The 16,110-nt window shown below is 68.5% G+C and carries 14 protein-coding genes; 2 read left to right on the plus strand and 12 right to left on the minus strand.

From position 1 onward, the window contains the following. Positions 1-40: 40 nt before the first annotated feature. From VFE28_04155 to VFE28_04200, 10 genes are all read right to left on the minus strand, one after another. Positions 41-1,462, minus strand: a complete 1,422-nt coding sequence (locus VFE28_04155) for a nucleoside-diphosphate sugar epimerase/dehydratase (GenBank protein HZM15174.1) — start codon at positions 1,460-1,462, stop codon at positions 41-43. A gap of 64 nt (positions 1,463-1,526) precedes the next feature. After that, positions 1,527-2,474: a hypothetical protein gene (locus tag VFE28_04160; GenBank protein ID HZM15175.1), complete on the minus strand. Its 948-nt coding sequence runs from the start codon at positions 2,472-2,474 to the stop codon at positions 1,527-1,529. Between the two features lie 73 nt (positions 2,475-2,547). Continuing rightward, the gene (locus tag VFE28_04165) at positions 2,548-4,878 is read right to left on the minus strand and encodes a carboxypeptidase regulatory-like domain-containing protein (protein HZM15176.1); all 2,331 of its coding nucleotides are present in this window, start codon (positions 4,876-4,878) and stop codon (positions 2,548-2,550) included. A gap of 698 nt (positions 4,879-5,576) precedes the next feature. Then, positions 5,577-6,866 (minus strand): glycine--tRNA ligase, encoded by a 1,290-nt coding sequence (locus VFE28_04170; GenBank protein HZM15177.1) that lies wholly within the window; start codon positions 6,864-6,866, stop codon positions 5,577-5,579. 180 nt (positions 6,867-7,046) lie between these two features. Beyond that, positions 7,047-7,811, minus strand: coding sequence for a hypothetical protein (locus VFE28_04175; GenBank protein ID HZM15178.1), 765 nt, complete (start codon positions 7,809-7,811; stop codon positions 7,047-7,049). 435 nt (positions 7,812-8,246) lie between these two features. Next, on the minus strand, positions 8,247-8,834 hold the full coding sequence (locus VFE28_04180; GenBank protein HZM15179.1) for a response regulator: 588 nt from the start codon (positions 8,832-8,834) through the stop codon (positions 8,247-8,249). Positions 8,835-8,959: 125 nt separating this feature from the next. Then, on the minus strand, positions 8,960-9,679 hold the full coding sequence (locus VFE28_04185) for a hypothetical protein (protein ID HZM15180.1): 720 nt from the start codon (positions 9,677-9,679) through the stop codon (positions 8,960-8,962). Between the two features lie 44 nt (positions 9,680-9,723). Continuing rightward, a complete protein-coding gene (locus VFE28_04190) occupies positions 9,724-10,164 on the minus strand; it encodes a hypothetical protein (GenBank protein ID HZM15181.1) in 441 nt (146 codons plus the stop codon). Positions 10,165-10,570: 406 nt separating this feature from the next. Continuing rightward, positions 10,571-11,731 (minus strand): cystathionine gamma-synthase, encoded by a 1,161-nt coding sequence (locus tag VFE28_04195; protein HZM15182.1) that lies wholly within the window; start codon positions 11,729-11,731, stop codon positions 10,571-10,573. A gap of 40 nt (positions 11,732-11,771) precedes the next feature. Further along, positions 11,772-13,157, minus strand: a complete 1,386-nt coding sequence (locus VFE28_04200; protein HZM15183.1) for a cystathionine beta-synthase — start codon at positions 13,155-13,157, stop codon at positions 11,772-11,774. Between the two features lie 225 nt (positions 13,158-13,382). Between VFE28_04200 and VFE28_04205 the strand changes: the two genes are divergently transcribed. Both VFE28_04205 and VFE28_04210 read left to right on the plus strand, forming a co-directional pair. After that, positions 13,383-13,658: an acylphosphatase gene (locus VFE28_04205; GenBank protein HZM15184.1), complete on the plus strand. Its 276-nt coding sequence runs from the start codon at positions 13,383-13,385 to the stop codon at positions 13,656-13,658. A gap of 52 nt (positions 13,659-13,710) precedes the next feature. Continuing rightward, complete coding sequence (locus VFE28_04210; protein ID HZM15185.1) at positions 13,711-14,199, plus strand: YkgJ family cysteine cluster protein; 489 nt, start codon at positions 13,711-13,713, stop codon at positions 14,197-14,199. Here the strand turns inward: VFE28_04210 and VFE28_04215 are convergent. Together VFE28_04215 and VFE28_04220 are read right to left on the minus strand one after the other, a co-directional pair. Next, a complete protein-coding gene (locus tag VFE28_04215) occupies positions 14,190-15,038 on the minus strand; it encodes a 3'-5' exonuclease (protein HZM15186.1) in 849 nt (282 codons plus the stop codon). The genes VFE28_04210 and VFE28_04215 overlap by 10 nt on opposite strands. 134 nt (positions 15,039-15,172) lie before the next feature. After that, entirely contained in the window at positions 15,173-15,970 is a 798-nt protein-coding gene (locus VFE28_04220) for a hypothetical protein (protein HZM15187.1), read from the minus strand. Between the last annotated feature and the right edge of the window lie 140 nt (positions 15,971-16,110).

Here is a 16,110-nt window from a genome sequence, read left to right on the forward strand (position 1 = left end):
CCCTGCTCGTCGCCATCACCCCTTCGATTCGAAGCCGTTTTCAATCCGAGGGAGGCGAGTAGTCCGGAAGGATGGCGGCGAGGCGGCTGCGGATCGCTGCGTCGGCGCCGTCACGGGCGAGGGCGGTGAGCTCTGCAGCGGCGGCGAGGGCGTCGGTCACCTGCAACGGCCCGAGACGCGCGACGAGCAGTTGCGGATGCGGCGACGGCAGGGTCGCATCCGTGTCGGCCTGCAGCTCCTCGTGCAGCTTCTCCCCGGGCCTCATCCCGGTGAAGCGGATCGGCACCTGCTCGGGATCGAAGCCGGAGAGGGCCACCAGCGTGCGCGCCAGATCCAGCACCCGCACCGCCTCGCCCATGCGCAGCGTGTACACCTCGCCACCCCGTCCCAGTGCCGACGCTTGCAGCACCAGCAGGCACGCTTCGCGGATGGTCATGAAGTAGCGCGTCGCTTCGGGATGGGTGACGGTGAGGGGCACGCCGCGGCGGAGCTGCGCCTGGAACAGCGTCACCACGCTGCCGCGGCTGGCGAGAACGTTGCCGAAGCGGACGGCGAGAAGTCGCGTCGGGCTCCCCGCTGCTTGCATGGCCTGCAACAGGTGCTCGGCGAAGCGCTTGCTCGCCCCCATGACGCTCCGGGGCCGCACCGCCTTGTCGGTGGAAACGAAGACGAGGCGCTCGGTGCCGCACTCCTGCGCCGCCCGCACCACCTGCAGCGTGCCCCACACATTGTTCAGGATCGCCTCGCTGGCGAAGTGCTCCATGTAGGGCACGTGCTTGTGCGCCGCGGCATGAAAGACGATCTCCGGCCGCCGCTGCCCGAAGGTGCGCCGCATCGCCTCACCGTCCCGGATGTCGGCGATGACCGGCTCCAGGGCGAGCTGCGGATGCAGATCCCGCAGCTCGGTCTCGATCTCGAAGACCGAGTTCTCGCCCCGACCGAGAAGCACGAGGTGCTTGGGTTCGAAGCGCGCGATTTGCCGGCACAGCTCCTGGCCGATGGAGCCGCCAGCGCCGGTGACCAGGACGCGCTTGCCGCGCAGCACCTCGCGCACCGGCTCTTCGACCAGCTCCACCGTCTCCCGGCCGAGCAGATCTTCCGGCCGCACCGGCCGGATCTGCTCGAAGTGCACGTCGCCGCGAATGATCTCCATGAGGCCGGGCACGATGCGTGATGGCACTCGCGCTTGGGCGCAGAGCGCGATGAGCTGACGCACGAGAGGGCCGTGAGCGGTGGGGATGGCGATGAGGACCTCGTCGACCGCCTCTGCCTGCACGACCTCCACCAATGCCTCGAGCCGACCGAGCACGGGCAAGCCCGCCACCTGCTTGCCTTGCAATTGTGGGTCGTCGTCGAGGAAGCCGACGGGAACGAGGTTCGCCTCGGGGTGCTTGCGCACCTCTTCGAGGGCCATGCGGCCGGCGACTCCCGCGCCGGCGAGGAGCACGCGCTTCGTCGCCATTGGGGCGAGTCTAGCAGCCTTCGGGGGAAAGAGGCGAATGTGGTCGTCTAGGGAAGAACCGAGCTCACCGTGCGCTGCCTCGGAAGAGCTGCTTCACGTCGCTCCAGTGCACGGCGGTGATCGCCACCTGCTGCCAGAGGCTGCCGTCGATGCTGCGCACCACGACGTCCGCGTCGCCCACGGCGAGGAACTGCGTGCCGTCGAAGAGGACGCCGCGGTAAGTGACCGCGCGCGGCGTCGGAACCTCGAACCAGCTACCGCTCGCACCCGACCCCGCAGCACGCAGGATCGTTCCCTGCGCTCCGACGGCGACGAAGACACCGGGATCGGTAGCGATGTCGAAGAGATCTTCCCCGCTCGGGCTCGTCACCGGGGACCAGTTGAGGCCCGAATCGGTGCTCCGGCGGATCACGCCTCCCAGGCCGACCGCGATGAAGGTGGCGCCGCTGGCGCAGACACCGCGGAGAGCTGGCGCGCCGGCGAGCGCTTGGCGTGCCCACGACAGACCCTGATCGGTGCTGCGCAGCACCGTGCCCTGGTCGCCGACGGCGACGAGAATCGTGCCGTTCGAGGCCACGCCGTGCAGCGCCGCCGGTCCGGGCGAGAGCGTCGTGTCCCAGACCGCGGTCGTGGAGGATCGCCGCAGCGTCGTCCCCCCATTCCCTACCGCAACGAGGAAGGTGGAGTGGGAGGTGGCGTCGCGAAGCGTCACGTTCACCGGTGTGGTTTCGTCGCTCCAACCGAGGCCACCGTCGCTGCTGCGCACCACGCGGCCGCCGTCGCCGACAGCGACGAAGATGCCGGCGAGGAAGGCCACGCCCCGTAGCGCCCCGCTGCTGCCAGTGTCCTGCACGGTCCACGTGGTGGCACCGGCGCCGCTTCGATAGGCGGCGCCGTCGTCACGGGCGGCCACGTAGCTCGTGCCTCCCCGAGCCAAGCCATAGAGGTTGGCCGCGGCGAGCGGCCAAGGCAGGAGGAGCGTCAGGAAAAAAGGCAGGAAGCGGCTGCGCATCGTGTCCCCTGGAACCCGAGAACGTCCGTACACGGTCCCTACGGCGTGGTTTGGAAGTTTCGTTCCAGGTCGGTCAGAAGCTGGCTTCGACGCCGAGGGTGGGAAGCAGCGGCAGCATGGTCACGGAGTACTGCTGCGTGTAGGCGCGGTTCCAGCGCTGCATGTAGACGTTCTCCGCCGCGGTGGCGTTCAGGACCTCGGCGAAGATGCGCCAGTCCACGGACTTGCCGTGGAAGTGCCGGAGCAGCTTGAGATCGAGCCGCTGGTACGCCGGCAACGAGGCGGTGCCCTTGCGCCCGACGATGCCGTAGGCCGTCCCGTTGGCAGCGGTTTCCACCGCGACGACGGGCGTGTACGGCAGCCCGGAGGCGAGCTGCAGGTGGGCGCCGAACTCCCAGGCGCGGTGCTTGAGGCCCAGCTCCAAAGCGAAGCGATGCCGCTGGTCCTGGAGGGGCCGGTACCAGTAGGTCTCCTCCGCCACCGGTCCCCAGACGCGCGCACCGCTCACCGGATCCTCCGTCCAGCGCCGCGTCCAGGCGAGCGGATCGCGCTGTTCGGTGCTGGACCAGGTGTACTGCGCCCGCAGCGACAGCGCTGGACGCGGCGCGAACTCCAGCCAGGTCTCGACGCCATGGGAGCGGCCGATGGCACCGTTGGCGTAGTACGCCGGCTCCGCCTCGAACACCAGGTGGTCGAAGCGCTTCACGTATCCCGAGACGCCGCCCCGGACCTCCGTCCCCTGTCGGACCACACCGAGCGTCGCTTCCGTGGCGCGCTCGGCGCGCAGCGGTTCGCCGCCCCGCGTCGGCTGCACTTCGAGCGGCGTGCTGCGGAGCGCATGCGCGACGCCCCAGGTTCCGTTCACGCTCCACGTCGACTCGGCCTTGGTGCGCAGCGAGAGCCGCGGCGACCACATGTCCTGTTTCGACAACCCATCGTGCTCGTAACGCAAGCCCGTTCCCAACGTCACGTTGCCGCCCGCGAGGGACCATTCGTCCTGGCCATAGAGCGCGCCGTAGCGGCGCGTCGCGCCGAGGTCGAGCTGGTAGCGTTCCTTCTGGTCCGCCACGTTGAGCGCCGAGTTGGTCTGCCGCAAGCCGAGGAAGGCGGCGTACGCCGACACCAGCCCCTCCGTCCGCGTCTGCGTACCCTCGTAGCCGAAACGCAGCTGGTGCGCGCCCTGCTGCAAGGAGAGATCCTGGCGCAGGGACAACGTGCGCGACTCGATGCTCACCGACTCTTCGCTCTCTCCCTCGAGCGAGAACGCCAGCCGCTGCGGCACGTAGCCCGCCACGGTTTCGAGCCAGGCGTTCGGGCCGAGGAGGGCCCGCCAGGTGAGGGAACCCACGGCGAGCTTGTTGTGCAAACCCAACCGGTCGCGGGTCGAAGAAGTCGCGCTCGGCGTGTTGTCGTCGCGGATGAGATCGTGACGCAGCGCGCTCGCCTCGGGGCTCGGAATGGAGAGCCCATCGCCGGCGACGAGCAGGCCCCCGACGAGGAGGTGGGAGTCCGACGGCTTCCAGCGTGCGCGCACCATGGCGTCGTAGAAGGACGGCATCTGGCTCGGGTTCTCCGGGTCCACCCAGCGCACGATCTGGTCGTGGTAGGAGCGGCGCAGGCTGAGGGCCCAACCCTGGCGCTCGTCACCGCCGGCGGCGCGCAGGTGGGCGGAGATGTAGCTCAAGCCCGCCTCGCCGCGATGCGCCTGCGGTTGACTGCCGCGGCTGCGAACGAGGAGCACACCACCGGTGCCGCCGCCGTAGGCGGCCGGAGCCCCGCCGGCATAGAACTCGGCGCTCTCCACGATCCCTGGGTTGAAGATGCTGTTGAAGCCGAGAATGTGATAGGGGAAGAAGATCGGGATGCCATCGAGGTAGATGGCGTTGGCGTGTGTCCCGGCGCCGCGCACGAAGAATTCGCCATGGAAGTCGCTGGCGCTGCCCACGCCCGGCAGCGCCTGCACGGCACGCATGACGTCCTCGAAGGCACCGATGTGCTTCTCCACGTCGGCTGCCAGGATCACGTGATGACCGGCTTCTTCCGCTTGCCCGCGCCTTGAGGCGCGCACCACCACCGTCTCGGTCTGCAGGTCGCGGCGTTGCAGCGACCAGTCGAGGACGAGCGACGCTTCATCTTGCTGGACTTCGACGCGCCGCTCGAGCACCGCGTGGTCGAGCCGGTAGATTCGTAGCCGATGGGCGCCGGGCGGTAGGAGAATCTGGTAGCGACCTTGGGCGTCGCTCGTCGTGCCTCGGCGCAGCTCCGGCACTTCGATCACGGCACCGGCGACTGCCGAGCCATCATCGCTTTCGACCCGTCCGGTGACGCGCACCTCACTACTCTGCCGCAGACGAGAAGGCGCGCGTACATCGGTCGCACCGCTCGTGCTCGGCGTCGGCTGCACGACCGTGCTCCCCGCCGCCGCCGCCACCTCCGCTCCCACAGGCGCTGCCGCCGACTCGACCGGATCGACGCCCTGAGGGTCACGCGACGCTGCCCCGGGACCAGCACGGCGTGCCGACGCGGCCCGACCCACCGACGGACTCGAGCTCGGTGGCTCTGACTTCTGGGTGACCCCACCCGAAGAGGTGCTCGCGGTCGTCGCCACCGTGGTTGCTTCGCTGTGCGTGAGGGAGCGGAGGAGCCGGGCAGCGCCGATCGAGACCACGCTCACCACGAGGAAAGCGAGGCCGACACGTGCTTCAGGAGATCTGCACACCACCGGGCTGGGGTCCCTCTCGCCCTCCGGGTCGGAAGGCAAGGCAATGCGGTGGACATCGGCAGCTGGCGCAATGGGCTATCGAACCCAATTGCCACCGCCGCACGCTGGGCGAAGCGTGCTTCGAGCCGATCGGGGGCGCTTTCCACCGCAGGGTGGATAGAGAAGTTTACCACGCGCGGTGGGCTAAGGGGCGGTCGAGCCTGATCGCGAGGGCTCGGGGGCGCGGTGGGCACAGGGCGGTCGAGCCGGCGTCACGAGCGCGTGGCGAGCGCAGGAGGCGCGAGCAGCGCTCGTGTCGAGCGACGAGCGCGCAGGAGCGCGCGCGAGGAGCGTCCGGCGCGACCGCGCCTGCGCCCACCGCGCCCCTCACCCCGCACGCCTCACACGTAGAGCACGCGCTCGTCGAGCCAGGCCCGCAGCTGCGTCGCCGCGATGCGCTCTTGCTGCATGCTGTCGCGGTCCCGCACCGTGACCGTCTGGTCCTGCAGCGACTGCGAGTCCACGGTGACGCAGTAGGGCGTGCCGATCTCGTCCTGCCGCCGGTAGCGCTTCCCCACCGACGCCGTCTCGTCGTAGAAGACCCGGTGCGTGCGCATGAGGTCGGCGGCGATGCGCTGCCCGAACTCCGGCATGCCGTCCTTCCGCACCAGGGGCAGGATCGCCGCCTTGATCGGCGCGAGATGCGGCGAGAGACGCAACACGACCCGCGTCTCTCCCTCCAGCGCCTCCTCGCGGTAGGCGTCCACCAGGGTCACGAGCAGCGTCCGGTCGCAGCCCACGGAGGTCTCGATGACGTAGGGGATGTACTTCTCCTTGCGCGCCTCGTCGAAGTACTCCAAGCGCTTGCCCGCATACTCCTGGTGCCGCTTGAGGTCGAAATCGGTGCGGTTGTGCACGCCCTCGATCTCCTGCCAGCCGAAGGGGAACTCGTACTGGATGTCGAAAGCCGCCTTGGCGTAGTGCGCCAGCTCGTCCGGGCCGTGCTGGTGCCAGCGCAGCTTCTCCCGCCGGATGCCGATGGACTGGTGCCACTGGAAGCGGGTCTCGCGCCACTGTTCGAACCACTTCTCGTCCTCGCTCGGGTGCACGAAGAACTGCATCTCCATCTGCTCGAACTCGCGCATGCGGAAGATGAAGTTCCCCGGCGTGATCTCGTTGCGGAAGGCCTTGCCGATCTGGGCGATGCCGAAGGGCACCTTCTGGCGCGAAACGGTGAGAACGTTCTGGAAGTTGACGAAGATGCCCTGTGCCGTCTCGGGACGCAGGTACACCACCGCCGCCTGCTCCTCCACCGGCCCCATGAAGGTCTTGAACATGAGGTTGAACTGGCGCGGCTCGGTGAGCTGGCCGCCGCACTCGGGACAGGTCGAGCCCTGCACCTGGTCGGCGCGGAAGCGCTGCTTGCAGCGCCGACAGTCCACCAGCGGGTCGGTGAAGCCGGCCACGTGCCCCGACGCCTCCCACACCCGCGGGTGCATCAGGATCGACGCATCCACGCCCTCGATGTTGTCGTGGTGGTAGATCATGGCCCGCCACCAGGCGTTCTTGATGTTGTTCTTGAGCTCCGTCCCCAGGGGTCCGTAGTCGTAGCAGCTGTTCAGACCGCCGTAGATCTCGCTGGACTGGAAGATGAAGCCGCGCCGCTTGCAGAGCGACACCAGCTTCTCCATGAGGACGCCCGCTTCCTGCGTGGTCTCGCTCAGAGTGGTACCTCCCGTCGGCGCGGCCAAGGACCCTCGGGTTGTAGCACACCATTCGCCGGCGGACAACCGCACCAAGACGACGGGCCGGGAAAGGCTCCCGGCCCGTCAGGGAATCGCCGCGCCCTTACGGCGCGCTGTCGAGCGTGCCTACGCCATGCGCAGGAAGAACGGCGCGTGCTGCCGCAGCATGTTGGCGAGCTTCGGCGTCAGGTGTTCCTGCACCGCCGTGCCCGGCCGCGAGCGCAGCTTGACGATGAGCTGCACGATCTGGCGCGTCTCGCGGCAACTCAGGTTCTTGTCCAGGATGTCGAAGACGAGCGCCCGCTGATCCTCCGGATCGCGCAAGCGGCAGACCTCGATGATCGTCGAGCGCGGCACGTCGCTCTCCAGCAGCACCTGCTTGAGGTCGAGCTCGAGGCGTTCGATGGTCTTCGAATCGTAGAAGTAGCTCTTCGACACCGTGCCGCCGTTCGTGGGTAGGGCGCACTCGGTGCGGTACTTCTGCGTCAGCCGCCGGTTGATGTCGGCGTTCTCCTCGGCCAGACCTTCGGGGGAAAGATTGCGGTACCCCTCGCGGCACGCCTGCATGCGCGCGCTCGCCTGGGTCACTTTGGGATTGGTGGAATCCGTGGCAGGAACGTGCAGCGGCCGTCCGGCCAGATCCAGGGTCACCGGCGCTGCCGGCGCCACGGCGTTCGCCACCTGACCGACGGCGGTGGTGATGCCGTGGACCAACTCGTGCGCTTCCGCCGTGTCCACTTGGATCACGCGCGGCGCCGGGTCGCTTTTCGGCTTAGTCGGGACCGCTGTAGGGCTCGTCTGAGTGGGTCGCGGAGCTTCGACGGTCCAGCCGTGCTCCAGATCTTTCCCGCTCAGAACCTCCTGGTCTGCTGCCACCTTCTCGTCGAACATCACGTCCTCCTCCTCCACATCATCCACGGGCTCAGGCAGCTTGCCGGAGCGTCCGCGGCACCTGGGCGGTCGGAAGTTCGCCGACCTCGCGTCCGTCCAGATGCCCCCGCAATCAGGGTGCCATTATCGAGTTCGGACACTTCCAGTCAATTCGGACTTTCGCGCCCGCAGCCACGGAACATCGGCTCCCGCGCTCGGTGCCCCGCATCTCCAGACCAGATGCCGACACCAGCGCTGCGCCCTGGAACAGCACGCGCCCGCGCCGGACGGCATGGCAAACATGCTTCCAGACCGCATGCAGACTCGAAAGTCGCGCTCCCTCCCGTGGAGTACGGAAGGTTGCGACGCACCGTGGCGCGGAATGCAGCACCGCGGCGGCGCCGTCCGCGGGCGACGGCTCCGGACTTCCAGGCGGTCGGATTCCAGCCTCTCCGGTCAGGGTCTGGCCGAGGCGGTCTCGAGGAGGCGTTCGACGAGGACGATCATCTGGTCGACGTTGCGCTGGGCCAGGCGCGCGAAGCGCCCCTGGGCCTCCGGCAACTCGGTGTTGCAGAGGATGTCGATGGCGCTCTTGAGCGCGGTGAGTGGCGTGCGCAAGGAGTGGGCGAGCTCGAAGTCCGTGCCCCCGGCCGGCCCGAGGACACGGAGCAACGCCGCGCGCAGCTCCCGGTCGGCCCCGGCCTGCTTCGCCACCACCGCCGAGACCCCGGCCTCCCGGGCGCGTTCGACGAGACCCGGCTCGCGCCGGGCAGTGAGCAGCAGGATCGGCAATCCCGGGCGCAGCTGGCGCACCGCGCGCGCCAGCGACAAGCCGTCTTGCTCGGGCATCTCGAGATCGGAGACGAGAGCGCAGGCGTCGTGCTGGCGCAGGTGCTGCAGCACTGCCTCTGCCCGCGAGAAGACCACGGGGGCGAAACCCCAGCGCGTCAACCTGCAGGCCACGACGTGGCGGGACAACTCGTCGTCGTCCACCACCAGGACCGTGGGCGCGTTGCCGTGTGTCTCTTCATGGGCGAACGTCATGCGCCGCCTCCCCCTGCCGCGTTGCGGTTCGGGTTCCGCGCGCGCAAGGAGCATGCCACGCTCCTGACACTTCCCGGCGAGGCCCGCGCGTGCCTGGCAGGTCGGCGGCGATCCTCGCCACCGGCCTAGCGGAGCGCGGTGACGAAGCCGATCTCGACGGCAGCATCGAAGATGCGATCCGGTCCCGCCTCGGCTTTGGCGGCGACACGGGTCACGAAGCGGTGCGGGTCACCGCGCAACACTCGGGCCTCGTAGAGCCAGCGGGCGTGTCCTTCGAGCTCGAAAACGAGGGCGTCGGCGCGCAGCTGACCCGTCCACCCTGCGGCTTTGCCCGTGAGCAGCACCCAGGCGTGCGTGGCGTGCGGTACGTCGGCGCTCGTGAGGCTGGAATCCCCCGGCGGCTCGGTGAAGACCCGGCCACCGCCGAGGTGCAATCCAAGCGCCGGCACGGCGAGTATACCGAGCAGCTCCAGCTCCTGGCCGCCGAAGGCATAGGGAAAGAGAGACGCCTTGCTCGCCGGCAGACGCGCGGCGCCTTCAAGGGACAACCGCACCGCGGCACGTCGAAGGAGCGGTGCCTCCACGAACACTTTGGGATCGCCGACCCCCCAGGCCGGTGTCTCCGTGCTCCGGAGGAATACGTAGCTCCAGGTCACAGCGAAGCGGAAGGAGCGGCGCTGGATCGGAGCCAATCCGAGGTGGAAGAGCGCGGCACGCGATGTCCCCGTGGTGGCGGACGCGCCGGTGCCGAAAGCGAGAGTGGTGTCGGCGAAGGTCGGGTCGTACCAGGGGGCCGGCTCCTGGTAGAGACCGAGAGCAGAGACAGAGCCTGCGCTCGCTGCCACGAGGAGCGTCGTGGCCCCCGCGAGGAGGCGCTGGAGAGGTGCGACTAGACCTGCTCGCGCAGCGTCATCTCCTCGCCGTCCTCGAAGCGCATACGGATGGCGGCGCGCTGCCCGGGCAGGACGGTCTTCTCCACGACCCGGCCGAACTTGTTGAGCGAACGATGGTACACGACCTGCCCGAGCAGGTATTCGGCGCCGGCGTCGTAGTCCTGCGCCGCCTGCTTCTCGGTCTCGCTGCACCCTGCGGCAGGCGCCGGCGCCGCCGCCGCCGTCGCCGCCGGCTCGGCCGGCGGTGACGACGACGCTTTCTCCTCCTCCTCGCTGGACAGCATGTGCGGGAGGATGCCGTTGCAACGCGGACACTTGAGCCAGGTCACCTCGTGGTCCTGGACGGTGTCCACGATGCTCATGTCCAAGGTGGCCTTGCAGACCGAGCAGTACTGGCGAATCGTGCGCACCGAGGAAACCGTTTCCTCGCTTCGCATCAGAGCCTCTCAAAAGCAAAAGGGGTCACGAGGAGTATCTCGGGACCCGGGCGCAACAATCCAGACTGTCTTTTTCCTGCCGGAACCGCATGCCGCAGACGGGGCAGCGGAAAGCTCCGTCGACCCGTCCTTCCTGCCAAGCCCGAGCCAGCAGTTTGGTGAACTTGACGAATTGCTCTTCCTGTTCCAGGACCAACGTATCCCCATTCCGCTTCATTTTGTCCTCCAAGGACGGAAAATGAAACCCCCACATCACCACCGATACGAAGGGAACAACTCGATACTTCACACTCCAAAATGACACCACAACGATGAACTCACTTGGTGCGGCACCATAGCAGGAGGGGTGGAGTCGGTCAAGACTCGTAGCCCCTTGTGCACACAGCGTGTGCATCCGACTACGCGCTCAGACATGCGCTACCGCCGGCACGCGCTCCAGCGCCTGCTCCACGTCCTGCACCAAGTCCTCCACGTCCTCGATCCCCACGGAGAGACGCACCAGGCCGGCGCTGATACCGAGCCGCTCGCGCTCCGCCTCGGGCACCGAGGCATGCGTCATGCTGGCAGGATGACACACCAGACTCTCCACGCCGCCCAGGCTCTCGGCGAGGAGGAACAAGCGCAACCCCTCCATGAAGAGCTTCGCGTGTTCCCGCCCGCCGACATCGATGGAGATCATGCCGCCGAAGCCCGTGGCCTGCGTGCACGCCAGCTCGTGCTGCGGGTGCGTCGCCAGGCCGGGGTAATGGATCTTGCGCACTTTGGGGTGGCTGGCCAGGATCCGAGCCAGCTCGCGGGCGCTGCGATCGTGCTGCATCATGCGCAATGCCAACGTCTTGACGCCCCGGAGCAGGAGCCAGCAGTCGAAGGGCCCGGGCACCGCCCCGACGGCGTTCTGCAGGAAGCGCAGGCGCTCCGCCAGCGCCGAATCGTTCACGACGACCACACCGCCCACCATGTCGCTGTGACCGTTCAGATACTTCGTGGTGCTGTGCACGACGATGTCGGCACCCCGTTGCAGGGGCCGCTGGAAGAACGGCGTCATGAAGGTGTTGTCCACCGCGAGCCACATGCGGCGTTCCCGCGCCAGGCGCGACAGCGCGGTCAGGTCCGAAAGGGTGAGGATGGGGTTGGTCGGCGTCTCCACGAGGAGCAGGCGCGTCCGCTCGCCGCAGACCCGTACCACCTCCTCGGGTCTCGAGGTGTCCACGAAGGAGAACTGCAAGCCGAAGCGCCGCCAGACCTTGTCGGCCAGACGATAGGTGCCGCCGTAGACGTTGTCGGTGCACACCACGTGGTCACCGGCCTGCAGAAGTTGCAGCAGCGTGCCGATCGCCGCCAGCCCGGAAGCGAAGGCGAAAGCATGCTGGCCGCCCTCGAGGGCGGCCATGTTGGTTTCGAGAGCGGTGCGCGTCGGGTTCTGGGTGCGGGCGTACTCGTAACCGAGGCGCGGTTTGCCGAGGCCTTCCTGCTGATACGTGGAGGTCTGATACAGCGGTGGAATCACGGCGCCGGTGCGCGGGTCCGGATCCTGCCCGGCGTGCACCGCATCGGTGCTGAAACCCATGGGTGGTCTCCTCGCTTCCCGGGATCCTCGTGCCCCGGCTTCAGAGAAGGGTGTCGAGCAGATCGTAGCGCGTGAGGATTCCCACCAGGTGGTCGCCGTCCCGCACCAGCACCGCGGCATCACGGTGCGCCAGGAACTCTTTGACGCGATCGGTGGTCTCGTGCACGCCGATCTCTGGGAGCGGCGGGTCCATCACCGCGGCTGCCGGCCGGTCGAGAACGCCGGGATCCTCGAAGGCGAGGCGCAGCAGCTTGGCCTCCTGCAGCACCCCCACGTTCTGCGCCTGTCGCAGCACCGGCAGCTGGGAAACCTCGAACTGACGCACCAGCGCGATCGCCTCCCGCACCGGCGTGGATTCCTCGACTTGCACCAGGGCGGGAACGCCCGCGGGACGGCGCTCGAGCAGCTCGCCGGCGGTGGGATTGTAGCCCTCGAGCAAGCGATTCTCCTTCAGCCACTCGTCCGAGTGCGCCTTGCTCAGGTAGCGCTCCCCCGAGTCGGGCAGGAGGACGACGATGACGGTGTCGTCCGGCACGCGCTTGGCAACCTCCAGCGCTCCGGCCACGGCCGCACCGCTCGAGCTGCCGACCAGAAGACCTTCCTGTCGCGCCAGCCGCCGCGCCATGGCGTAGCTCTGCCGATCGTCGACGCGAACCACCTCATCGACGTACTGCTTGTGCAGCGCCGCCGGAATGATGTCTTCGCCAATGCCCTCGATCTTGTAGGGCACCGCATCGCCCCGCGTGCCCTGCTCGATGTACTGCTTGAGGATCGAGCCCTGCGGGTCGACCCCCACGATCCGCACCTTCGGGTTCTGCTCCTTCAGGTAACGGCCGGTGCCGCTGATGGTGCCGCAGGTGCCCATGCCGGCGACGAAAATGTCGATGCGACCCCGGGTCTGCCGCCAAATCTCCGGTCCGGTGCTGCGATAGTGCGCCTCCGGGTTCGCCTGGTTGTCGTACTGGTTGGCATGCACGGCGTTCTCGCTCCGCTCCACCTCTTGCCGCGCGACGCTGTAGTAGCTGAGCGGCGACTCCGGTGGCACCGCCGTGGGCGTGACGATGACCCGGGCCCCATAGGACTTGAGCAGCCGGATCTTCTCCGTGCTCATCTTGTCGGGCATGGTGAAGATGGAGCGGTAGCCCTTGATGATGCAGGCCAGAGCGATCCCCACTCCGGTATTGCCGGAGGTGCACTCCACCACGGTGCCGCCGGGGCGCAGCATGCCACGGCGCTCGAAATCCTCGATCATCGGCAGGCCGATGCGGTCTTTGACGCTGCCACCGGGATTGAAGTATTCGAGCTTGGCGAGAATCGTGGGACCGAGACCCTGGGTCACGCGGTGCAGACGGACGAGGGGCGTGTTGCCGATGGTCTCGAGGATGTTGGCCTTGACTTCCCAGTCGCTCGGGAGCGGTCGTGCCATCGTGTGCGCGGCCGTGCCGGCCGCTCCTCCTTGTCTGCTCCGCAGCGTAGTGAACATGCGGGGAGGCGTCAACGCCTGCTCACCCGCACGCGGGCCACGTTGAAAGCAGCGCCGACAAAGGCGCGCTTCTTCGGCCACCGGTGCGCCGCCGGCGTGGCGCGCGGCGCGCCGAGGGTGCGCGTTGACCGGGCCCGCGGGGAGACCGATAATCGCGCCGGAGGTCCGGTGGAGTCGCGTGCGTTGCGCTTCGTCGTTCGCGGCCGCGTCCAGGGCGTCGGCTTTCGCTACTTCGTGGCCCGTCATGCGCGCCAGCTCGGCCTCTGCGGCTACGCGCGCAACCGGAGGGACGGGAGCGTGGAGGTCGTCGCGGTGGGCGGCGCCGCCGCGCTCGCGATCCTGGCGAGCAAGTTGCGGCTCGGGCCGGCCGCGGCGGCGGTGGAATCCCTGGAAGCGCAGCCACTCGCCCCGGCGCCGCTGCACGACGGCTTCGACATCCTCTAGAGCGACGCCCCAGGGCTCTGAGCGCCGCTCCCGTCCCGAACGGAGGCTCCCTTTGATCCGTCTGCCCGTCCTCGCGGCTCCACCACCGCCCGGCGTGGTGGTCCACCCCAATTGCGCCCGCTGCACCGCCCTCTGCTGCCAGTACGTCTCCACCGAGATCGACGCGCCGACGACAGCGAAGGACTTCGACAACATCCGCTGGTATCTGATGCATCCGGGGGTGCGCGTTTTCGTGGAGGAGGCGGGCAGCTGGTTCCTCCAGTTCATGTCCCGCTGCGAGAACCTCGGGGCCGACAATCTCTGTCGCATCTACGACCGCCGCCCGCAGATCTGCCGCGATCTCCAGCCCACGAGCTGCGAGTTCGCTCTCGGCCCCGGGGATCAGGTCTACTTCACCAGCGTCGCGGAGTTCGAACGCTGGGAGGCGGAGAGGAAGCGCCGCCAGCAGACGCGCCGCGCCCGCCGGGGACAGCGCCTCGCCTCCCGCGGCCCGGCCGCGGCCCAGGCCGGGGTGCGCCGGGGTTCCAGATCTCAGGCCTGAGTGGGTCGATGGGCGCCGTTGCCGCCATGGGCGGCCTCGGCAGGGATGAGGCTGGATTCGAAGAGCTTCATCTGCCCCACCGTGGTGATGGAGCGAGCCTGCAGCAACTCGACGAGCTGCAGGAGAATGCGCGCCGTGGCGTAGGCGTCATCGTGGGCGCGATGGCGGTTCGGCAGCGGGATCCCCAGCTGCAGCGCCAGGTGGTGCAGCTTGCGGCTGTTCTTCGCTTCGATCAACCGCTGGCTCAGCTTCACCGTGCAAAGATGCGGCGCGGTGAAACGCTGGCCGGTCAAGCGCTCGATGCACGTCTTCAGGAAGTGGTAATCGAAAGCGGCGTTGTGCGCCACGAACACGCCGCCCTCCAGCGCCTGGAGCAGCTGCGGCAGGATCTCGGCGAAGCTCGGCGCGCCGCGCACCATGGACTCGTCGATGCCGGTGAGGCGCTGGATGTTGCTCGGGATCGGCACGCCCGGGTCGAGAAGGGTGGAGAGCAGCGGGCGGATCCTGGAACCGTGCAGTCCGAAGACGGCCACCTCGATGATGCCGTTGGTGCGCGGATCGCTTCCGGTGACCTCGAGATCCAGGACCCGGAACTCCGCCTCTTCCAGCTTCTGGCTGCCGTAGTCGTGGTTCAGCGCTTCCCAGAGCCCCGCATGGACCTCCTGGAAGCGACTGTCCTGCGACAGCAGGCGCCGAACGAGTCGCCGCATCTCCCGTCGGTCCCGGAGCCGCAGATCCAGGATGCGCTGGCCGATCAGGTACGACGGGGTCGGGCGGGGGCTGTGGTTGATGAAAGCGAAGGCCTCGTCCAGCTTGGAGGCCCTCAGGTGAGGGTCCATGGCACCGTCTCGACGGCTAGGAGGGCTGAGATCCGAGTGCATTCATTTTAATTGAAGGCGCTTGCAGCTGTCAAAGACAGTGTCGCCGCGCGCCTGCTGGAAGCGAGGTCTCGTCGACCGCGGCGCCGTTCGCATCAACGGCGGCCGGGGGACTCCAGGGCGAGGAGTTCGAGGCGGTAGTGCGAGAGGCGGGGGCCGCGCTGCGGCACGCCAGGAATCGGCTGGGAGAAACGACGCTCGCTCGAGACCGCCGCCGTGGCCCGGACGACACCCAGAATCGGCGCCTGCGGCGCGGTGAGGACCTCGAGGGTGCGGCGCTCCGCCTGCACGACTTCCGTCTCGCCCAAGCGCTGCTTACTCTCCCGGGCCTCGACGCGGTAATGCCCGCGGCAGCTGAGCCCGGTGCCCTGGTGCTGCACCGGACCCCAGGTCGAATCGGCCACCACGGGCAGCTCCGGTGCTGGCGAGAGCGCCGGGAGCTCCTGCCATTCCTCCGCGTCCATCTCCCGCTTCTCGCCGTGCTCGATCTGCACCACCCGTCGCACGTGCTCGAGCAAGGCCCCGCCGCCGCCGGAAAAGAGCGCCCGACTCACCTCGACCCGCGTCTCCAAGCTGTCGCCGGACCACAACCGCAGCATCACGCGGCCACTGGCGCCGGGCTGTACCGACTCGATGCAGACATGGAAATCCACCTGGCGCTCGCCGTCGGGTTCGGAGGCCTCGAAGCGGTAGAGCCCGCAGGCGCCGGCCTTGGGCTCCGCCGGGGGCACGCCGCGGAGCAGCACTTCGAGCTGCGCTCGCGCCGGGCCGCCGGCAAGGAGAGCGGGGAGAGCGCCGAGGAGGACCAAACGCCGAGGGGAACGGTGGCTCCCGTTCCCCTCGCAGCGCCGCGGCGCGCCTTCTGCAACCGTGGGGCTCTTCCTAGTGGGCAATCTCTTTCCAGTACTTGGCGTAATCGAACTTGGGGCTGTTCTTCTTGTCGTGGCACACCATGCAGCTCTCCGGCGTCGGGTGGGCGATGAAGCCCGCATCGCCGTGCGTCGTGCCCTGACCGTGGCACTGCTCGCAGGAG

The sequence above is a fragment of the Candidatus Krumholzibacteriia bacterium genome (assembly GCA_035649275.1).
Lineage (GTDB): Bacteria > Krumholzibacteriota > Krumholzibacteriia.

Bases quoted from the DNA above. Each gene is read 5' to 3' on its own strand.
- VFE28_04155 (HZM15174.1), bottom strand. From the start codon at position 1,462: ATGGCGACGAAGCGCGTGCTCCTCGCCGGCGCGGGAGTCGCCGGCCGC.
- VFE28_04160 (HZM15175.1), bottom strand. From the start codon at position 2,474: ATGCGCAGCCGCTTCCTGCCTTTTTTCCTGACGCTCCTCCTGCCTTGG.
- VFE28_04170 (HZM15177.1), bottom strand. From the start codon at position 6,866: ATGGAGAAGCTGGTGTCGCTCTGCAAGCGGCGCGGCTTCATCTTCCAG.
- VFE28_04175 (HZM15178.1), bottom strand. From the start codon at position 7,811: ATGTTCGACGAGAAGGTGGCAGCAGACCAGGAGGTTCTGAGCGGGAAA.
- VFE28_04180 (HZM15179.1), bottom strand. From the start codon at position 8,834: ATGACGTTCGCCCATGAAGAGACACACGGCAACGCGCCCACGGTCCTG.
- VFE28_04190 (HZM15181.1), bottom strand. From the start codon at position 10,164: ATGCGAAGCGAGGAAACGGTTTCCTCGGTGCGCACGATTCGCCAGTAC.
- VFE28_04195 (HZM15182.1), bottom strand. From the start codon at position 11,731: ATGGGTTTCAGCACCGATGCGGTGCACGCCGGGCAGGATCCGGACCCG.
- VFE28_04200 (HZM15183.1), bottom strand. From the start codon at position 13,157: ATGGCACGACCGCTCCCGAGCGACTGGGAAGTCAAGGCCAACATCCTC.
- VFE28_04215 (HZM15186.1), bottom strand. From the start codon at position 15,038: ATGGACCCTCACCTGAGGGCCTCCAAGCTGGACGAGGCCTTCGCTTTC.